This window comes from Dactylosporangium sp. NPDC050688, assembly GCF_040654515.1.
Lineage (GTDB): Bacteria > Actinomycetota > Actinomycetes > Mycobacteriales > Micromonosporaceae > Dactylosporangium.
Map to the genome: position 1 here is coordinate 84598 of NZ_JBFAIC010000004.1, position 14448 is coordinate 99045.

Annotated in this window: 14 protein-coding genes; 8 read left to right on the plus strand and 6 right to left on the minus strand. The window is 71.6% G+C overall.

The genetic code is table 11. The features are described 5' to 3' along the window. The first annotated feature begins 27 nt into the window (after positions 1-27). Complete coding sequence (gene cobF, locus AB0H83_RS05980; RefSeq protein WP_360087563.1) at positions 28-783, plus strand: precorrin-6A synthase (deacetylating); 756 nt, start codon at positions 28-30, stop codon at positions 781-783. A 12-nt stretch (positions 784-795) separates the two neighbouring features. On the opposite strand, the gene AB0H83_RS05985 is transcribed toward cobF, so the two are convergent. Next, positions 796-1620 (minus strand): zf-HC2 domain-containing protein, encoded by an 825-nt coding sequence (locus AB0H83_RS05985; RefSeq protein ID WP_360087566.1) that lies wholly within the window; start codon positions 1618-1620, stop codon positions 796-798. A 63-nt stretch (positions 1621-1683) separates the two neighbouring features. Between AB0H83_RS05985 and AB0H83_RS05990 the strand changes: the two genes are divergently transcribed. Beyond that, positions 1684-2595, plus strand: coding sequence for an NAD(P)H-binding protein (locus AB0H83_RS05990; protein ID WP_360087569.1), 912 nt, complete (start codon positions 1684-1686; stop codon positions 2593-2595). 171 nt (positions 2596-2766) lie between these two features. Here AB0H83_RS05990 and AB0H83_RS05995 read toward each other — a convergent pair whose 3' ends face one another. Then, positions 2767-3804, minus strand: a complete 1038-nt coding sequence (locus AB0H83_RS05995; protein ID WP_360087572.1) for a DUF3068 domain-containing protein — start codon at positions 3802-3804, stop codon at positions 2767-2769. Between the two features lie 422 nt (positions 3805-4226). Here AB0H83_RS05995 and AB0H83_RS06000 point away from each other — a divergent pair, with 422 nt between their 5' ends. The 4 genes from AB0H83_RS06000 (at position 4227) to AB0H83_RS06015 (ending at position 7587) form a co-directional block, all read left to right on the plus strand. Then, the gene (locus tag AB0H83_RS06000) at positions 4227-5441 is read left to right on the plus strand and encodes a glycosyltransferase family 4 protein (protein WP_360087575.1); all 1215 of its coding nucleotides are present in this window, start codon (positions 4227-4229) and stop codon (positions 5439-5441) included. A 50-nt stretch (positions 5442-5491) separates the two neighbouring features. Further along, on the plus strand, positions 5492-6745 hold the full coding sequence (locus AB0H83_RS06005; RefSeq protein ID WP_360087578.1) for a polysaccharide biosynthesis protein: 1254 nt from the start codon (positions 5492-5494) through the stop codon (positions 6743-6745). Positions 6746-6958: 213 nt separating this feature from the next. Then, entirely contained in the window at positions 6959-7177 is a 219-nt protein-coding gene (locus tag AB0H83_RS06010) for a type II toxin-antitoxin system VapB family antitoxin (protein WP_360087581.1), read from the plus strand. Beyond that, positions 7174-7587 carry a PIN domain nuclease gene (locus AB0H83_RS06015; protein ID WP_360087584.1) on the plus strand — a complete coding sequence of 138 codons (414 nt, stop codon included), beginning with the start codon at positions 7174-7176 and terminating at the stop codon, positions 7585-7587. Before AB0H83_RS06010 ends, AB0H83_RS06015 begins: the two co-directional genes overlap by 4 nt. 89 nt (positions 7588-7676) lie before the next feature. Here AB0H83_RS06015 and dusB read toward each other — a convergent pair whose 3' ends face one another. Further along, on the minus strand, positions 7677-8792 hold the full coding sequence (dusB, locus tag AB0H83_RS06020; protein ID WP_360088086.1) for a tRNA dihydrouridine synthase DusB: 1116 nt from the start codon (positions 8790-8792) through the stop codon (positions 7677-7679). 343 nt (positions 8793-9135) lie between these two features. On the opposite strand from dusB, the gene ppdK reads away from it, so the two are divergent. Next, the gene (gene ppdK / locus AB0H83_RS06025) at positions 9136-11796 is read left to right on the plus strand and encodes a pyruvate, phosphate dikinase (RefSeq protein WP_360087587.1); all 2661 of its coding nucleotides are present in this window, start codon (positions 9136-9138) and stop codon (positions 11794-11796) included. 77 nt (positions 11797-11873) lie between these two features. Here the strand turns inward: ppdK and AB0H83_RS06030 are convergent, their stop codons facing one another. The 3 genes from AB0H83_RS06030 to AB0H83_RS06040 all read right to left on the minus strand — a co-directional run bounded on the left by AB0H83_RS06030 (position 11874) and on the right by AB0H83_RS06040 (position 13766). Further along, entirely contained in the window at positions 11874-12245 is a 372-nt protein-coding gene (locus AB0H83_RS06030) for a hypothetical protein (protein WP_360087590.1), read from the minus strand. Positions 12246-12343: 98 nt separating this feature from the next. Continuing rightward, positions 12344-12790, minus strand: coding sequence for a roadblock/LC7 domain-containing protein (locus tag AB0H83_RS06035; protein WP_360087593.1), 447 nt, complete (start codon positions 12788-12790; stop codon positions 12344-12346). A 55-nt stretch (positions 12791-12845) separates the two neighbouring features. Further along, a complete protein-coding gene (locus AB0H83_RS06040; RefSeq protein WP_360087596.1) occupies positions 12846-13766 on the minus strand; it encodes an ADAM 12 protein in 921 nt (306 codons plus the stop codon). 321 nt (positions 13767-14087) lie between these two features. On the opposite strand from AB0H83_RS06040, the gene AB0H83_RS06045 reads away from it, so the two are divergent. Further along, on the plus strand, positions 14088-14441 hold the full coding sequence (locus AB0H83_RS06045; protein ID WP_360087599.1) for a VOC family protein: 354 nt from the start codon (positions 14088-14090) through the stop codon (positions 14439-14441). Positions 14442-14448 lie beyond the last annotated feature (7 nt).

The window sequence follows — 14448 nt, forward strand, 5'->3', positions numbered from 1 at the left end:
CGCCCCGGCGCCTGCCATCATGAGCCGGTGCGAAAGGTACTGATCATTGGAATCGGCGCGGGTGACCCCGAGCATGTCACCGTGCAGGCGGTCAACGCCATGAACGCGGTCGACGTGTTCTTCGTCCTGGACAAGGGGGACACGACGGCGGACCTGACCGAGGCGCGGCGGGCGATCTGCGAGCGGTTCGCCACGCAGCGGCCGTTCAGGACGGTGGTCATCGCCGACCCGCCGCGGGACCGGACCGCCGCCGACTACCCGGGCGCCGTGCGGGACTGGCGCGACGAGCGGGCCAGGCTGATCGAGGAGGCGCTGCTCGCCGAGCTGGGCGAGGACGGCGTCGGCGGCATCCTCGCCTGGGGCGACCCGGCGCTGTACGACGGCACCATCCGCATCCTCGACACCATCGCCGCCCGGGGCAAGGTCCCGGTCACGTACGAGGTGATCCCCGGCATCACCAGCGTGCAGGCGCTCACCGCCCGGCACCGGATCATGCTGAACCGGGTCGCCGGAGCGGTCCACATCACCACCGGGCGCCGCCTCGCCGCCGGCTGGCCCGAGGGCTGCGACGACGTCGTCGTCATGCTCGACGCGGACCTGGCCTGCCGCGCGTACCGCGACGAGGATCTCGACATCTACTGGGGCGCGTACCTCGGCACCCCCGACGAGCTGCTCGTCGCCGGCCGGCTCGGCAAGGTCATCGACGAGATCGAGGCCGTCCGCCGCGAGGCTCGCGCCCGCAAGGGCTGGATCATGGACACGTACCTGCTGCGCAGGGTCTGAACGGCGCGCGGTTCAGGCGGCCCGCTTCACCTGCGCGTGGCCCTGGATCAGGCGCAGCGGCGCCGGCGCCGGCGGCTCCGCGGCGGGGTCGAGGTCGAGGCCCGGCGGGCGGCCCCACCGGCGCGGCGGGCGCCGCCGGTCGGCGGGCGGGCCGCCGGGGTCGAGCGCGGGGCGGGACAGGGCGACCACGATCGCGTACCCGGCGAGGACGAACCCGTGACTCACCAGCCGCGTGGTCTCCACCGCCCCGGCGAGCAGGTCGTTGGCGGACAGCAGCGCGAGCAGCGCCACGAACGCCGTCAGCATCGGCAGCGCGCCCGCCGGGGTGGCCCGCCGGGTCGCGATCCAGGCGAACCCGGCGCCGATCGCCACGTTCCACGCGGCCGACTCGTGGAAGAGGTGACCGGCCTGGTGCACGTGGGTGGTCGCGGCGTTCGCCGCCTGGGCGATGCCGAGCACGAACTGCGCCATCCCGAACCCGCCGAGCAGCGCCCGCAGCCCGAGCACCAGCCGGGGCCGGCTCAGCCACCGCCTGGCCGCCCGGGTGCCGGAAGCCGCAGGTGACGCGGTAGCCGGGGAGAAGCCGGCCAGGAGGCGTTCGGCCGGGAGCGGAGCGGTGTGCAGCGGCCACAGCCGTACCATCCGCGTCGCCGACACCGCGTGTGCCTGCCACTGCCGGCACGCCTCGCACTGCGTCAGGTGCGCGTCGACCAGCGCCGGCGCGACCGGCTCGTCCTCGCCGTCCATCCGGGCGGACAGCGCCTCCCGGTACCGCATGCACTCCACGGACAGGTAGTCGCCGCCACGACCGGGGAAGTTCCCGGGTGGCTCGGGCAACGCGTCGCCATACCCCGGACCGGGTGGCGCCGGCGGCGTTCCCGGCGGGCCAGGATTGCGGCCATGCCTCAGGACGCAGCCCGAGATCGGCCCGTGCTCGTGACCGGCGCGGCGGGCGGGGTCGGGTCGGTCGGCCGTACCGTCGTGGAACTGCTCCGGCGGCAGGACGTGCCGGTGCGGGCCTTCGTCCACCGTGACGACGACCGGGCGGACGCGCTGCGGGCCGCCGGTGCCGAGGTCGTGGCCGGGGACCTCACCGAGGCCGGCGACGTCGTGCGCGCGCTGGACGGGTGCGGCCGCATGTATTTCGGCATGAGTGTGTCGCCGCGGTACCTGCAGGCGACGGTCACCGTGGCGGCCGCCGCCCGGGCGCGGGGCGACCTGGCGGTGCTGGTCAACATGTCGCAGATGACCGTGTCGCAGATGACGCTCACCAGCACCACCGAGTCGAAGCAGCACCGCCTGCACTGGCTCAGCGAGCAGGTGCTCGACTGGTCGGGGCTTCCGGTCGTACACGTGCGGCCGACGGTCTTCCTCGACAACCCGATCTTCACGACGCTCGCGGCCAGGTCGATCGCGAGCGACGACACGATCCGGTTGCCGTTCGGCTCCGGGCGCACCGCACCGGTCGCGGCCCGTGACGTCGCCGAGGTGGTCGCCGCGGTGCTCACCGACCCGGCGCCGCACATCGGGAAGGTGTACGAGCTCACCGGCCCGCGCTCGCAGGACATGACCGCGACGGCGGCGGACTTCTCCGCCGCCCTGGGCCGGCCGATCACCTACGTCGACGTGCCGCTGCGGCAGTGGATCGACGAGGACCTCATCCCGCTCGGCCTGCCGGAGCACCTGCAGAACCACCTCGCCACGATGGCCCGGCTGCACCGGGAGGGCCGCTACGACCGGCTCACCCACGACGTCGAGGCCGTCACCGGACGGGTGCCCACCAGCGTCCGCGACTTCGTCGCGGCTCGATGACGAGCGGCGCCCGGAGCACCCGAGCTCTGCGGCCCGCAGGCCGGACCACCGTGATGATCCAAGTCGCGTTCCGGCCATCCGGACGACCACGACGCAAGATCAGGCGGGCGGGATCAGAAAGGGCCGACGCGGTCCCCGCCGCCGAGGGGGCGGCGGCGGGGACCGGTCGAGTCAGGCCGTTGGGGTGTCGGCGACGCGGTGGCGGGGTGTGGCGGGCTTGCCGCGCAGGATCAGGAGCACGCCGCCGGCGATGCACAGCAGCGCCAGCACGCCCAGCCCGATCGGGAGGTACAGGCCGACCAGGGCGAGCTTGTCGATGTTCGAACTGGCCGTGTCGGCCGCCTTCTTCGTGGTCTCCTCGGTGTAGGTGAACGTCGCGTCGAGCAGCACGGTCGGCCCGCCGGTGTTGGGCACCAGCTCCTTGCGCTGCTTCTCGCTGACCTTCAGGTACTGGCCGGTGACCGGCTCCACCCACAGGGTGCGGGTGTTGCTGTACTCGATCCGGCCGCTCGTGGCGCCCTTGGCGAACCGGTCGAACAGCAGGGCGAGCCGATCGGCGGGCACGTCCTGGGCCTGCTTGTCGATGACCTGTTCGAAGCGGTACACCTCGAGCCCGTGGATCTTCTCCGTGCCCTTGAACTCGACGGGCAGGGCCTTGCGCAGATCACGGTCGTAGTACTCGTAGTTCTTCTTCTCGGTGCCGAAGGGGAACTTGTACGTCTGGCCCGAGTACTTGATGTTCACTGCCGCTGGGCGTGCCTTGCCGCCGTGCGGGTCGTACTGCTGGCCCGAGTCGTCCAGCCACTGCTCGTCCCAGTCGACGGCGGCCGCGGAGACCCGGTCGAGCGCGATACCCGTGGAGTAGCCGTTGATGATCTCGTTCTGCTCCTTCCAGATCACCGTCTGGAAGACGTCCCATGCGACGGTCTCGTCGCGCAGGTCGGCAGGCAGGGTCTTGGTGGTCTGCGCCTGCGGGACCACCTCGATCGTCGACTGCAGCGTGCCCTCGCGGACCTCGATGGAGACCTTGCCGTCCTCCACCTTGGTCTGCATGAACTTCGCGTTCGGGGCCACCGCCACAGACGTGGACGGCTTCAGGTCATACGGCAGCCGACTCACCGAAGGCTTCACATACAGCGGTAGCCCGGCCGCAAGAACCAGCAGCAGGACACCGAGCCCAAAAAGAGCGGCGCCGACGCGAAACTTCACTCGTTCCTCCTTGACACAAGAGCTCCCTCGGGGACCTGTTGCACCGCTCACCCCCGTCCATAGCATGGCGGAGGTTACTCTTCAGTCACATCCAGCGCGAGCCCCTGGATGGTCGATGTCTGTACCTGCGAATCTGCCTGTCCCGCCGCGCCTGGCTCGCGCGGTTCGATGCCGGGGTGGCGCGGTCCTTGCCGCTTACCGGGTTTCTGCTGTTCCGGCCGTACGTGTAGGCCGTGGCGGACGGCCTAGCACCTGCGCCGGCGGGTCACCGGGGCCGGTCGCCTGAGCACCGGGCGGCGCTGGATCAAAGCCCGTCGATGATGACTCCGGCATGCAGCCTCCTCGTCCAGCCCATTGCAACGACGCTCCGACTGAACGTAGTGTGACGCGATCGCGAACGCTACTCGCGAGTAGGAGCGAGCGTGAAGACACCCAACCCTGCCCTCCGGCACGTCCTGTTCCTCAATTGGCGCGACACTCTCAACCCCGAGGGTGGCGGCTCGGAAGTGTTTGTGGAGCGCATCGCCGCAGAACTCGTGGCCCGCGGTCACCAGGCCACGCTGTTGTGCGCCGCGCACGGCAACGGGCCGGCCGAGGAGGTCAACGCCGCCGGTGTAAGGATCCTGCGCCGCGGCGGCCGGCACACGGTCTACGCCCGGGCCGCGCTGACCTACCTCGCCGGCTGGTTCGGGCTGGGCCGGCTCCGGCGCGGCGCGGCCGGCCGGGCACGACCCGACCTGATCGTCGATGTGTGCAACGGCCTGCCGTTCCTGTCACCGCTGTGGTCCCGCCGCCCGGTGGTCACGCTGGTGCATCACGTCCACCGGGAGCAGTGGCCGGTCGTCCTGCCGCCCAGGGCCGCACGGTTCGGCTGGTGGATCGAGTCGTCGCTGGCGATCCGGGTCTACCGCCGCTGCCGGTACGTGACGGTGTCCGCCGCCACCCGCGACGAGCTCGCCGTCCTCGGCGTCGACCCGCGGCGCGTGACGGTGGTGCACAACGGCACGCCGGAGGTCTCCGTGGCCCGCACCGCGAAGACCGCCGAGCCGACGCTCGTGGTCCTCGGCCGGCTCGTGCCGCACAAGCAGGTCGAGGTGGCGTTGCGGGCGCTCGCCGCGCTGTCGCAGCAGTGGCCGGCGCTGTCGGTCGTGGTCGCCGGCCAGGGCTGGTGGGAGCCGAAGCTGCGGGCGTACGCGGCCGAGCTCGGCGTCGGCGACCGCGTGCGCTTCGCCGGGTTCGTGTCCGACGAGGAGAAGCAGGCGCTGCTGTCCTCGGCGTGGCTGGCGCTGACACCGTCACTGAAGGAGGGCTGGGGCCTCACGATCGTGGAGGCCGGCGCCCAGGGCACCCCGACGGTCGCGTTCCGCGGCGCGGGCGGCGTCGCGGAGGCCGTCATGGACGGTCGCACCGGGCTGCTCGCCGACAACGAGGAGGAGTTCGTGGCGCACGTCCGGACGCTGCTCGCCGACGACGAGCGCCGGGCCGCGATGGGCGCGGCGGCCCGGATCTACGCCGACGGCTTCACCTGGAGCGCGGCCGGCGACAAGTTCGCCGCCGCGATCGGCGCGGGGACCGCGCCTCAGACGGCCGCGGCCGGCGCGACCCGTTCCCGCACGCCCGACCTCCCACTACCCTGAGTGCCCCACGACCGCTGACGCACGGCGGCGGCGACACCAGAAGGAGTGCGGTGCATCCACAGGACGCCCCGGAACGCACCGGAAAGGCGGGCATCGCCGCCCTGGGGCGCGCCGGGCTCCTCGTGACCGTCGCCGGGTTCGCCGTCAACGTCCTGGCGTACGCCGTGCCCGTCCTCGGCGCCCGCCGGCTCGACGCCGCCGACCTGGGCGCGCTCGCGGCACTCCTGGCGATCGGCGCCATCGTCACCGTGCCCGGGGTCGGCCTGCAGCTCGCCGTCGCCGTCCAGCGGGCCCAGGCCGGCGGCCGGCCCGCCCCCGCGGTCGGCACGGTGTCACTCGTCACCGCCATGGCCTCCGGCGGCGCCCTGCTGCTGGCCGCCCCCTTCGCCGCCGCCGCGCTCCGGCTGCCGTACGGTCAGCTGGCCCTGCTCGCCGCGCTCACCGTCGCGGTCGTCCTGGCCGGCCGGCACCTCGGCGACCTGCAGGGCGACCAGCGCTTCGCCCGGCTCGCGGTCGCGATGACGCTGCTCGGCGTCACCCGCTACGGCGGGATCGTCGCCGGCCTGGCCGCCGGCGCCGGCGTCACCGCCTCGCTGGCCGTCGCGGCGGCGGTGGCATGGCTGACGCTGCCGCTCGTCGCATGGCTCGCCGCCGGCACTGCGATGTCCGGCGGTGACACCGCCGCCCCGGTCTCCACCCGGCAGCTCGGTCGCCGGGTCGCGGTCGCCTGCAGCGCGACCCTGGCGATGCTCGCCGTCTCCTACGTCGACCTCATCCTCGCCCGCCAGCTGCTGCCCGCCGCCGAAGCCGGCGCGTACGCGGTCGGCTCCGTCCTCACGAAGGGCGCCCTCTGGGCCCCGCAGGTCGTCACCGTGCTCGCCCTTCCCCGCTTCGCGAAGGGCGACGCGGGCAGCATCCGGGTCGCCACCGGCGCCGTCGCCCTCTGCGGCGCTGTCCTGGTGACCGCCACGACCCTCGCCGGAGACCTGGCCATGCGCCTGGCCGGCGGCGCCGGGTACACCGGCCTCGGCGCCCACGCCCCGCTCTTCGCCGCCTCCGGCGCGCTGTACAGCCTCACGTTCGTACTGGTCAATGCCCTGATCGCGGCAGGCGCCCGATGGCCGTCCGCCCCGCTGTGGGCCGCGACGGTCCTCTTCGCCGGCGGCGCCCAGTTGCTGCCCCACCCGACGGCCGGCAGACTCATCGGGCTCGCGGTCGCGACGGCCGCGGCCACCCTCCTGGCCACCGCCGTCGCGTACCGCTCCGCGAAGCGACACCCAACTGCCCTGAGCAGTGCCTTCTGAAGCTCGCGAACGTGAAAGGGCTGCGACCCGGCCCGGCACGCACGACTTCAACGCAGCGATGGCGGCCCAGCCGGCGGTACCGGAGTAGCGCTGGGCGGCGATGCGCATCTTGATGGTGACCGGGATGCCGGCGGAAGCGGGCTGGTCAGGGGCGGCGGTCGTACGTATGCTTGATCTGGTATCACTGCACATCTGCGTATATCGGGGGTCGTTATGGCGCGCACCGTCATTGATCTGGACGAAGCGACGCTGGCGTTCGCGCAGCGGCAGCTCGGCACGAAGACCAAGCGCGAGACGATCAACAGGGCTCTCGCCATCGCGGCCGGCACGAGCGCGGACGACCGTGCCCGAGGGTTGGCGTGGCTTCAGGACAACGCGGAGCTCATCCTTGACTTCGACGTTCTGGAGGATGGCGAGCGGGCCGGGCGATGACCTATCTGGCGGACACCTCCGCTGCGTGGCGGCTGCTGAGAAACCAAATCCCGGACCCGTGGCCACGGTACGTCGCGCAAGGCGTCGTCGCGCTCTGCCCACCGGTGGAGGCCGAGCTCATGGTCTCGGTGCGCGCCGACCGGGATTACGAGCCGTTCTTCGCCGTGCTGCGCCGGACGTTCGGCTGGTGCCCGACGCTCGAAGATCCCTGGCGGCACGTCCTCGCCGTCCAGCGTGACCTCATCAAGATCGGCCATCACCGCGGACCCTCGCCGATGGACATCATCATCGCGTTGACGGCGCAAGAGCAACGCCTGACGCTGCTCCACGTCGACGCCGACTTCGACTCGATCGCCAAGGTGCGGCCGGGCATCGCCATGATCCGCATTGATCAGCCTTCCTCCGCTTGAAGGCGCCTGGTGATTCGTTCGTGGCATGCAGCAAATCCTGATGAGCGGAGATTGCGGCCGCGCCTGCTGTCAGCGTCGTGGGTAACTGTTCAGCCGCCGCTGTCGTCGAGTTCGGCGCCTTCGGGGATGGTGTCGTCGTCGCGGTCGTCGAGCCAGTTCTGGGGGAGGACGACCTTGGCCGGGGTGCCGGTGCGGCCTCTGGGCTGGCCGAGGATCTCGCGGGGGAAGGGCACGTCGGGGTCGAGTTGTGACAGCAGTGCGCCGAGTTCGGCCAAGGAGGAAGACGTGGCCATGGCGGCGCGGAGTTCGCCGCCGACGGGGAAGCCCTTCAGGTACCAGGCGACGTGCTTGCGGAAGTCCGTCACGCCTTCCTTTTCCTTGCCCCACCATTCGACCAGCAGTGTGGCGTGGCGGAGCATGAGAGCCGCGACCTCGCCCTGGGTGGGCAGGACGCGGTCGGAACGGCCGGCGAAGGCGGCAGCGAGGTCGGCGAAGAGCCAGGGGCGGCCGAGGCAGCCGCGGCCGATGACCACGCCGTCGCAGCCCGTCTGGGACATCATGTCCAGGGCGTCCGACGCTTCCCAGATGTCGCCGTTGCCGAGGACCGGGATGTCCAAAGAGGACTTCAGCGAGGCGATGGCGTCCCAGGAGGCCGTTCCGGAGTAGCGTTGCGCGGCGGTGCGGGCGTGCAGGGCGACCCATGCGACGCCGGCGTCCTGGGCGATGCGGCCCGCGTCGAGCATGGTGACGTGGTCGTCGTCGATGCCGATGCGCATCTTGATGGTGACCGGCAGGCCCTGAGCGCCTTCCACGGCGGACGTGACGATGTCGCGGAACAAGCGACGCTTCCAAGGGAGGGCCGAGCCGCCGCCGCGGCGGGTCACCTTGGGGACGCTGCAGCCGAAGTTCATGTCGATGTGGTCCGCCAGGTCCCGGTCGACCACCATCTCGACGGCCTTGCGGATGGTGGCGGGGTCGACGCCGTACAGCTGTAGGCTTCGCGGCTTCTCGTCGGCGCCGAACTGGATCATGCTCATGGTCTTCGGGTTGCGCTCGACCAGGGCGCGGGTTGTGATCATCTCGCAGACGTAAAGGCCGGCGCCCTGTTCCCTGCACAGCTGCCGGTACGCCACGTTGGTGATCCCGGCCATCGGGGCGAGCACGACGGGCGGGTCGACGACGTAGGGGCCGAGCTTCAGGGTCACCCGTTGAGCATGCCATGCCGCGGGCGTGACCCCGGACGCGGCGAATGGCAGCGCGCAGAAACGATGCTCATTGGTGCTCGAAATACATCGAGACGAAGCAGGTGTACGCATCCCGAACTGCGGGAATGTGGAAAGCGGCAAACCGGACGTGAAATAGAACGATGCGCGAAAGTGTTCGGTGGAGCGCTCCCAAATGCACCCGTACGAGCCACTTGTGCCGTTCCTTGTGCGACTTGTCATATCGCACTGCGAAAGCCCCCCGCGCCGCTTTACGGTGTGCCGCACACGGGAACCCCCTTAACGATGGCTAAGCCCGCACCAGGTAAGGGTAGTGGAGGCGTCAGTGCGAAAGTTCGTCTATGACTTCGAAGAGGGAAACCGGGATCTCAAGGACCTCCTCGGGGGCAAGGGGGCCAACCTCGCCGAGATGACCAATCTCGGCCTGCCCGTGCCGCCCGGGTTCACCATCACCACCGACGCGTGCCGGGAGTACCTGCGCACCGGCGAACTGCCAGATGGCCTGGACCGCCAGGTCGGCGAGCACCTCGCCGCACTGGAGGCCAAGATGGGCCGCCGGCTCGGTGACAGCGGCGACCCGCTGCTCGTGTCGGTCCGGTCGGGGGCCAAGTTCTCGATGCCCGGCATGATGGAGACCGTGCTCAACGTCGGGCTCACCGACAGCAGCGTCGACGGCCTCGCCGCGCAGGCCGGCGGGGACGAGCGGTTCGCCTGGGACTCCTACCGGCGGCTGATTCAGATGTTCGGCAAGACCGTGTGCGACGTGCCCGGCGAGGAGTTCGAGCACGCGCTCGACGACGCGAAGCTCGCCGCGCGGACCAGGGACGACCTGGGCCTCGACGCGGCGGCGCTGCGCCAGCTCGTCACCCGGTACAAGGAGATCTTCCGCGAGCACACGGGCCGCGACTTCCCGCAGGACCCGCGCGAGCAGCTCGACCTCGCCGTCAGTGCCGTCTTCCGGTCCTGGAACGCCGACCGCGCCGTGCTGTACCGCCGCCAGGAACGCATCCCGACGGACCTCGGCACCGCCGTCAACGTGGTGGCCATGGTCTTCGGCAACCTGGGCGCCGACTCCGGCACGGGCGTGGCGTTCACCCGCGACCCCGCGACCGGCGAGCCCGGCGTGTACGGCGACTACCTCGCCAACGCCCAGGGCGAGGACGTCGTGGCCGGCATCCGCAACACAGTGCCGCTGCAGGAGCTCGCGCGGCTCGACCGGCGCTCGTACGACGAGCTGCTGGCCATCATGGCCAAGCTCGAGGAGCACTACCGGGACCTGTGCGACATCGAGTTCACCATCGAACGCGGCAAGCTGTGGATGCTGCAGACCCGCGTCGGCAAGCGGACCGCGGCCGCGGCGTTCGTCATCGCCACGCACCTCGTCGACGAGGGCGTCATCGACATGGACGAGGCGCTGCGGCGGGTCAACGGCGCGCAGCTGGCGCAGCTGATGTTCCCGACGTTCGACCTGTCGCAGGAGCCCGAGCAGCTGACCCGCGGCGTCGGCGCATCGCCGGGCGCGGCGGTCGGCAAGGCCGTCTTCGACGCGAAGCACGCCGTCGCGATGGCGAAGGAGGGCGAGCAGGTCATCCTGGTGCGCCGGGAGACCAACCCCGACGACCTGCCCGGCATGATCGCCGCGCAGGGCATCCTGACCAGCCGCGGCGGCAAGACCTCGCACGCCGCCGTGGTCGCCCGCGGCATGGGCAAGACGTGCGTGTGCGGCGCCGACGACCTCGACGTGAACCTCCACAAGGGACAGTTCACGGTGGACGGTCACGTGGTGTCCGAGGGCGACGTCATCTCCGTGGACGGCACCACCGGTCGCGTGTACCTCGGCGCGGTGCCCGTCCAGCCGTCGCCGGTCGTGCAGTACTTCGAAGGCACCCTCGACGCGGCGGCGGACCCGCTCGTGTCGGCGGTGCACCGGATCCTCACCCACGCGGACGCCACCAGGCGGCTGAAGGTGCGCACCAACGCCGACACCGGTGAGGACGCGGCGCGGGCCCGCCGGTTCGGCGCGCAGGGCATCGGGCTGTGCCGCACCGAGCACATGTTCCTCGGCGAGCGCCGGGCCCTGGTCGAGGGGCTGATCCTGGCCGGCACCCCGCAGGAGCGCGACGCGGCGCTGGCCGAACTGCTGCCCCTGCAGCGGGCGGACTTCGTCGAGCTGTTCCGCCAGATGCAGGACCTGCCGGTGACGGTGCGGCTGATCGACCCGCCGCTGCACGAGTTCCTGCCGCCGCTGGAGGACCTCGCGGTGAAGGTCGCCGTCGCCGAGGAGCGCGGGCAGGACCCGGGCCACGACAAGGACCTGCTGGACGCGGTACGCCGCATGCACGAGGAGAACCCGATGCTGGGCCTGCGCGGGGTGCGCCTCGGGCTGGTCATCCCCGGGCTGTTCGCGATGCAGGTGCGGGCGATCGTCGAGGCCGCGGCGCAGGTCGACGGCGCGCACCCGGAGATCATGGTGCCGCTGGTCGGCGCGGTGCAGGAGCTGGAGACGATCCGCGCGGAGGCGGAGAAGATCATCGGCGAGCACGACGTGGACGTGAAGATCGGCACGATGATCGAGGTGCCCCGGGCGGCGCTCACCGCGGGCGACATCGCCCAGGCCGCTGACTTCTTCTCGTTCGGGACCAACGACCTGACCCAGATGGGCTGGGGCTTCTCCCGCGACGACGTCGAGGGGGCGTTCTTCTGGCGGTACCTGGAGCTGGGCATCTTCGGCGTGTCGCCGTTCGAGTCCATCGACCGTGACGGCGTCGGCCGGCTGGTGCGCATCGCCGTGGACGAGGGCCGGGCGGCCCGGCCGGAGCTGCACCTCGGCGTCTGCGGCGAGCACGGCGGCGACCCCGAGTCGGTGCACTTCTTCCACGAGGTGGGCCTGGACTACGTGTCGTGCTCACCGTTCCGGGTGCCCGTGGCACGGTTGGAGGCCGGCCGCGCGGCCGTGGCCGAGCAGTCGACCTCCGACACCCGTTAGGCAACGCCCGCCAGGCCCTTCCTTTCGCCGGGCGTCCGTCCGACAGGACGCCCGGCGAAGCGAAGGCTGGGCGTTGCTCAGACGTCCATCTCCTGCTCGACGCGGGACAGGTGGTGCCGGGCCAGCGCGAGGTTGGCCCGGGACCGCAGCAGGGCCAGGTAGAGGAACAGGCCCTTGCCGGAGCGGCCCGTGAGCGGCCGGATCAGGTGGTACTGGTTGTTCAGCGTGATCAGGATGTCCTCGATGCCGTCCTTGAGGTTGAGCATCTCGATGGTGCGCATCTTGGCGCGGACCACGTCGGTGTTGCCGGCCGCCGCCACGGTGAGGTCCAGGTCCTTCGAACCGCCGAGGACGCCGAGCGCCATGCCGCTGTTGTAGTCCACCAGCGCGACCCCGATCGCGCCGTCGATGGTCATGAGTTCCTTGAGCGCCGTTTCCATGTCCGCCATGGCTACCTCCGTGAGCTGGTGAGTGGGGGGAGTGTCACTGGGTTTCGGGGCAGGGTCGTTGGTTCGTCTCGGCCGTCGGTGGGCCCCGCCGTTGCGGCCTACCATCGGGCCGGCTCCGGGATCGACGGCGAGGGCTCCGGGATCACCGGGGAGAAGGTAAGCGCCGCGGCGGCCACGATCCGGGCCACCACCGCGATCGCCCGGCGCGCCTCGTGGTGCAGCCGCGCGACGTTCGCCCGGTGGTCGGCGAGCAGCACCAGCACGGCACCGTTGCCGGCCATGTACATGGCGACGTGCCCACCGGTACTGCTGATCAACACCTCCTGGAAGTCCTGGTGGCCGGCGCTGTCGGCGATGCGCTGGCTGACGCCGAGGCAGGCCGCCGCCAGCGCCGCGACCCCCTCGGCGACGACCATGTCGGCGTCGTCGACGATGAGCAGGCCGTCCGTGCTGGCGACCAGGCAGCCGGTGAGCTCCGGCACGGTCCGGCGCAGCCGGCGCAGCTCCGCGAGCAGTTCGCCGCGCAGCTGCGTCTCGGTGGTCATCGGTGGTTCACCTCTCCTTTTCCGGCCGGTTCGACGCGGGGTTCTCCGGCCGGTCTCAACGCAGGGACTGCAGCGCCGAGCGGATCCGTTTGAGCAGCGAGTCGTCCGGCGCCTTGTCGATCGCGCCCGGCAGCACCGCGAGGGCGGTGACGCCCGCCGGCAGGTGCCGCCGGGTGCCGGTCGGAGGGTCGTCGAACGTGAACGTCCCCGGCACCCGCTGCGGCAGGATCTCCACGGCCGGCGCGGTGCCGTTCGCCCGCGCCGCATGGTGCACGGCAGGGTCCGGGTCCTGCGCCGCGGCGGCCTCGGGCCCGGCCGGCACCGGGGCCGGGTGCTGCACCCCCGCCGCGGCCTCGGGCTCCGCGGGCACCGGGGCGACCGGCGCCTCGATCAGGCCCGCCGCCGCCAGCCGCCGCACGTCGAGGGTCACCGCGTACGCGGAACGTCCCAGCAGGCCGGCCAGCTCCTGCGGGGTGCGCTGACCGTCGGCGTGCAGCACGATCTCCCACTGCAGCCCGGACACCAGCACACGGTCCAGGCCCGGTCGCAGGACCGGCCTGACCGGGGCGGTGTCAGTGACGTCGGAGGGGTGCACCTCGTCGAGGATGCGCCGCTGCCGGGCAACGTGGTCGCACACCTGGTCCGCCGTCACGGTGCACTCGGCACCGAGCCAGTGCTCGATGTCCGGGGCGAAGCGCAGCTCGGCCCGCGCGGTCGACAGGACGAAGTACGCGGCGTCGTACAGGGCGTTGAGCGCGCACAGCTCGATCTCGGCGGCGCTGACGTGCCCGCCCTCGACCAGGGCCCGGGCCGGGCGGGACGGGATGGTCTCCCACACCCGCTCCTCGACCAGCCCGGCCGCGGTGAGCAGGCGGTCGACGCTCGGCGCGGTCGGCGACTCGACGCCGTTGACCAGCCCGTCGCGCAGGAAGATGACGCCTCCGGGCTCGCCGACGACGGTCAGCGCGCCCGTCACGCCGAGCGCGGCGAGCTGCTCCAGCGCCTTCGCCGGGGTGACGCCCTTGCCGAACTTCGGTTGCTGCCGGGAGGTCTTGCCGGTGCGCTGCGTGCGTAACGATGCGCTTCCGACAAATTACCTCGGGCGACTTGATCAAGCACTCCGTGCGTTCGGGTGGTTACCGCGAGCTAGTTGGTCAATGACTTTTGCAAAATGCACGTTTACGCCTCGGTGTCGCTGGAGAAGCGCTAAAGTGGCGTCCCCCTCGCGCGTCGGCGTGGCTGCGACGCCTCACGACGCGGCGTATGGTGAGTCCCCACGCCGACCACGGAGGTACGCATGGGGAGCCGGTGGGATGCCTTGATCGTCGACGCGCTCGACCCTGAGCGGCTCGGGCGGTGGTGGGCCGAGGTGCTCGACCATCGGGTCGAAAGCGTGTCACCGCAGGAGGTCGTGGTCGGCTCCGGCCTCGACGGCCACCCGCGGCTGATCTTCCTGCGCCACCCCGACGCCAAGTACGCCAAGAACCGTCTCCACCTCGACCTGCGCCCCGACGACCTGGACGCGGAGCTGGAGCGCCTGGTCAACATGGGCGCCCGCCACGTGGACGTCGACCAGCCCGAGGACGCCGCCTGGGTCGTCCTCGCCGACCCGGAGGGCAACGAGTTCTGCGTCCTGCGGATCCGCGGATGACACCTGC

Excerpts from the sequence above, each read along its gene's own strand:
- AB0H83_RS06035 (WP_360087593.1), bottom strand. The coding sequence starts at position 12,790 with ATGACCACCGAGACGCAGCTGCGCGGCGAACTGCTCGCGGAGCTGCGC.
- AB0H83_RS06015 (WP_360087584.1), top strand. The coding sequence starts at position 7,174 with ATGACCTATCTGGCGGACACCTCCGCTGCGTGGCGGCTGCTGAGAAAC.
- AB0H83_RS06045 (WP_360087599.1), top strand. The coding sequence starts at position 14,088 with ATGGGGAGCCGGTGGGATGCCTTGATCGTCGACGCGCTCGACCCTGAG.
- AB0H83_RS06010 (WP_360087581.1), top strand. The coding sequence starts at position 6,959 with ATGGCGCGCACCGTCATTGATCTGGACGAAGCGACGCTGGCGTTCGCG.
- AB0H83_RS06030 (WP_360087590.1), bottom strand. The coding sequence starts at position 12,245 with ATGGCGGACATGGAAACGGCGCTCAAGGAACTCATGACCATCGACGGC.
- AB0H83_RS05990 (WP_360087569.1), top strand. The coding sequence starts at position 1,684 with ATGCCTCAGGACGCAGCCCGAGATCGGCCCGTGCTCGTGACCGGCGCG.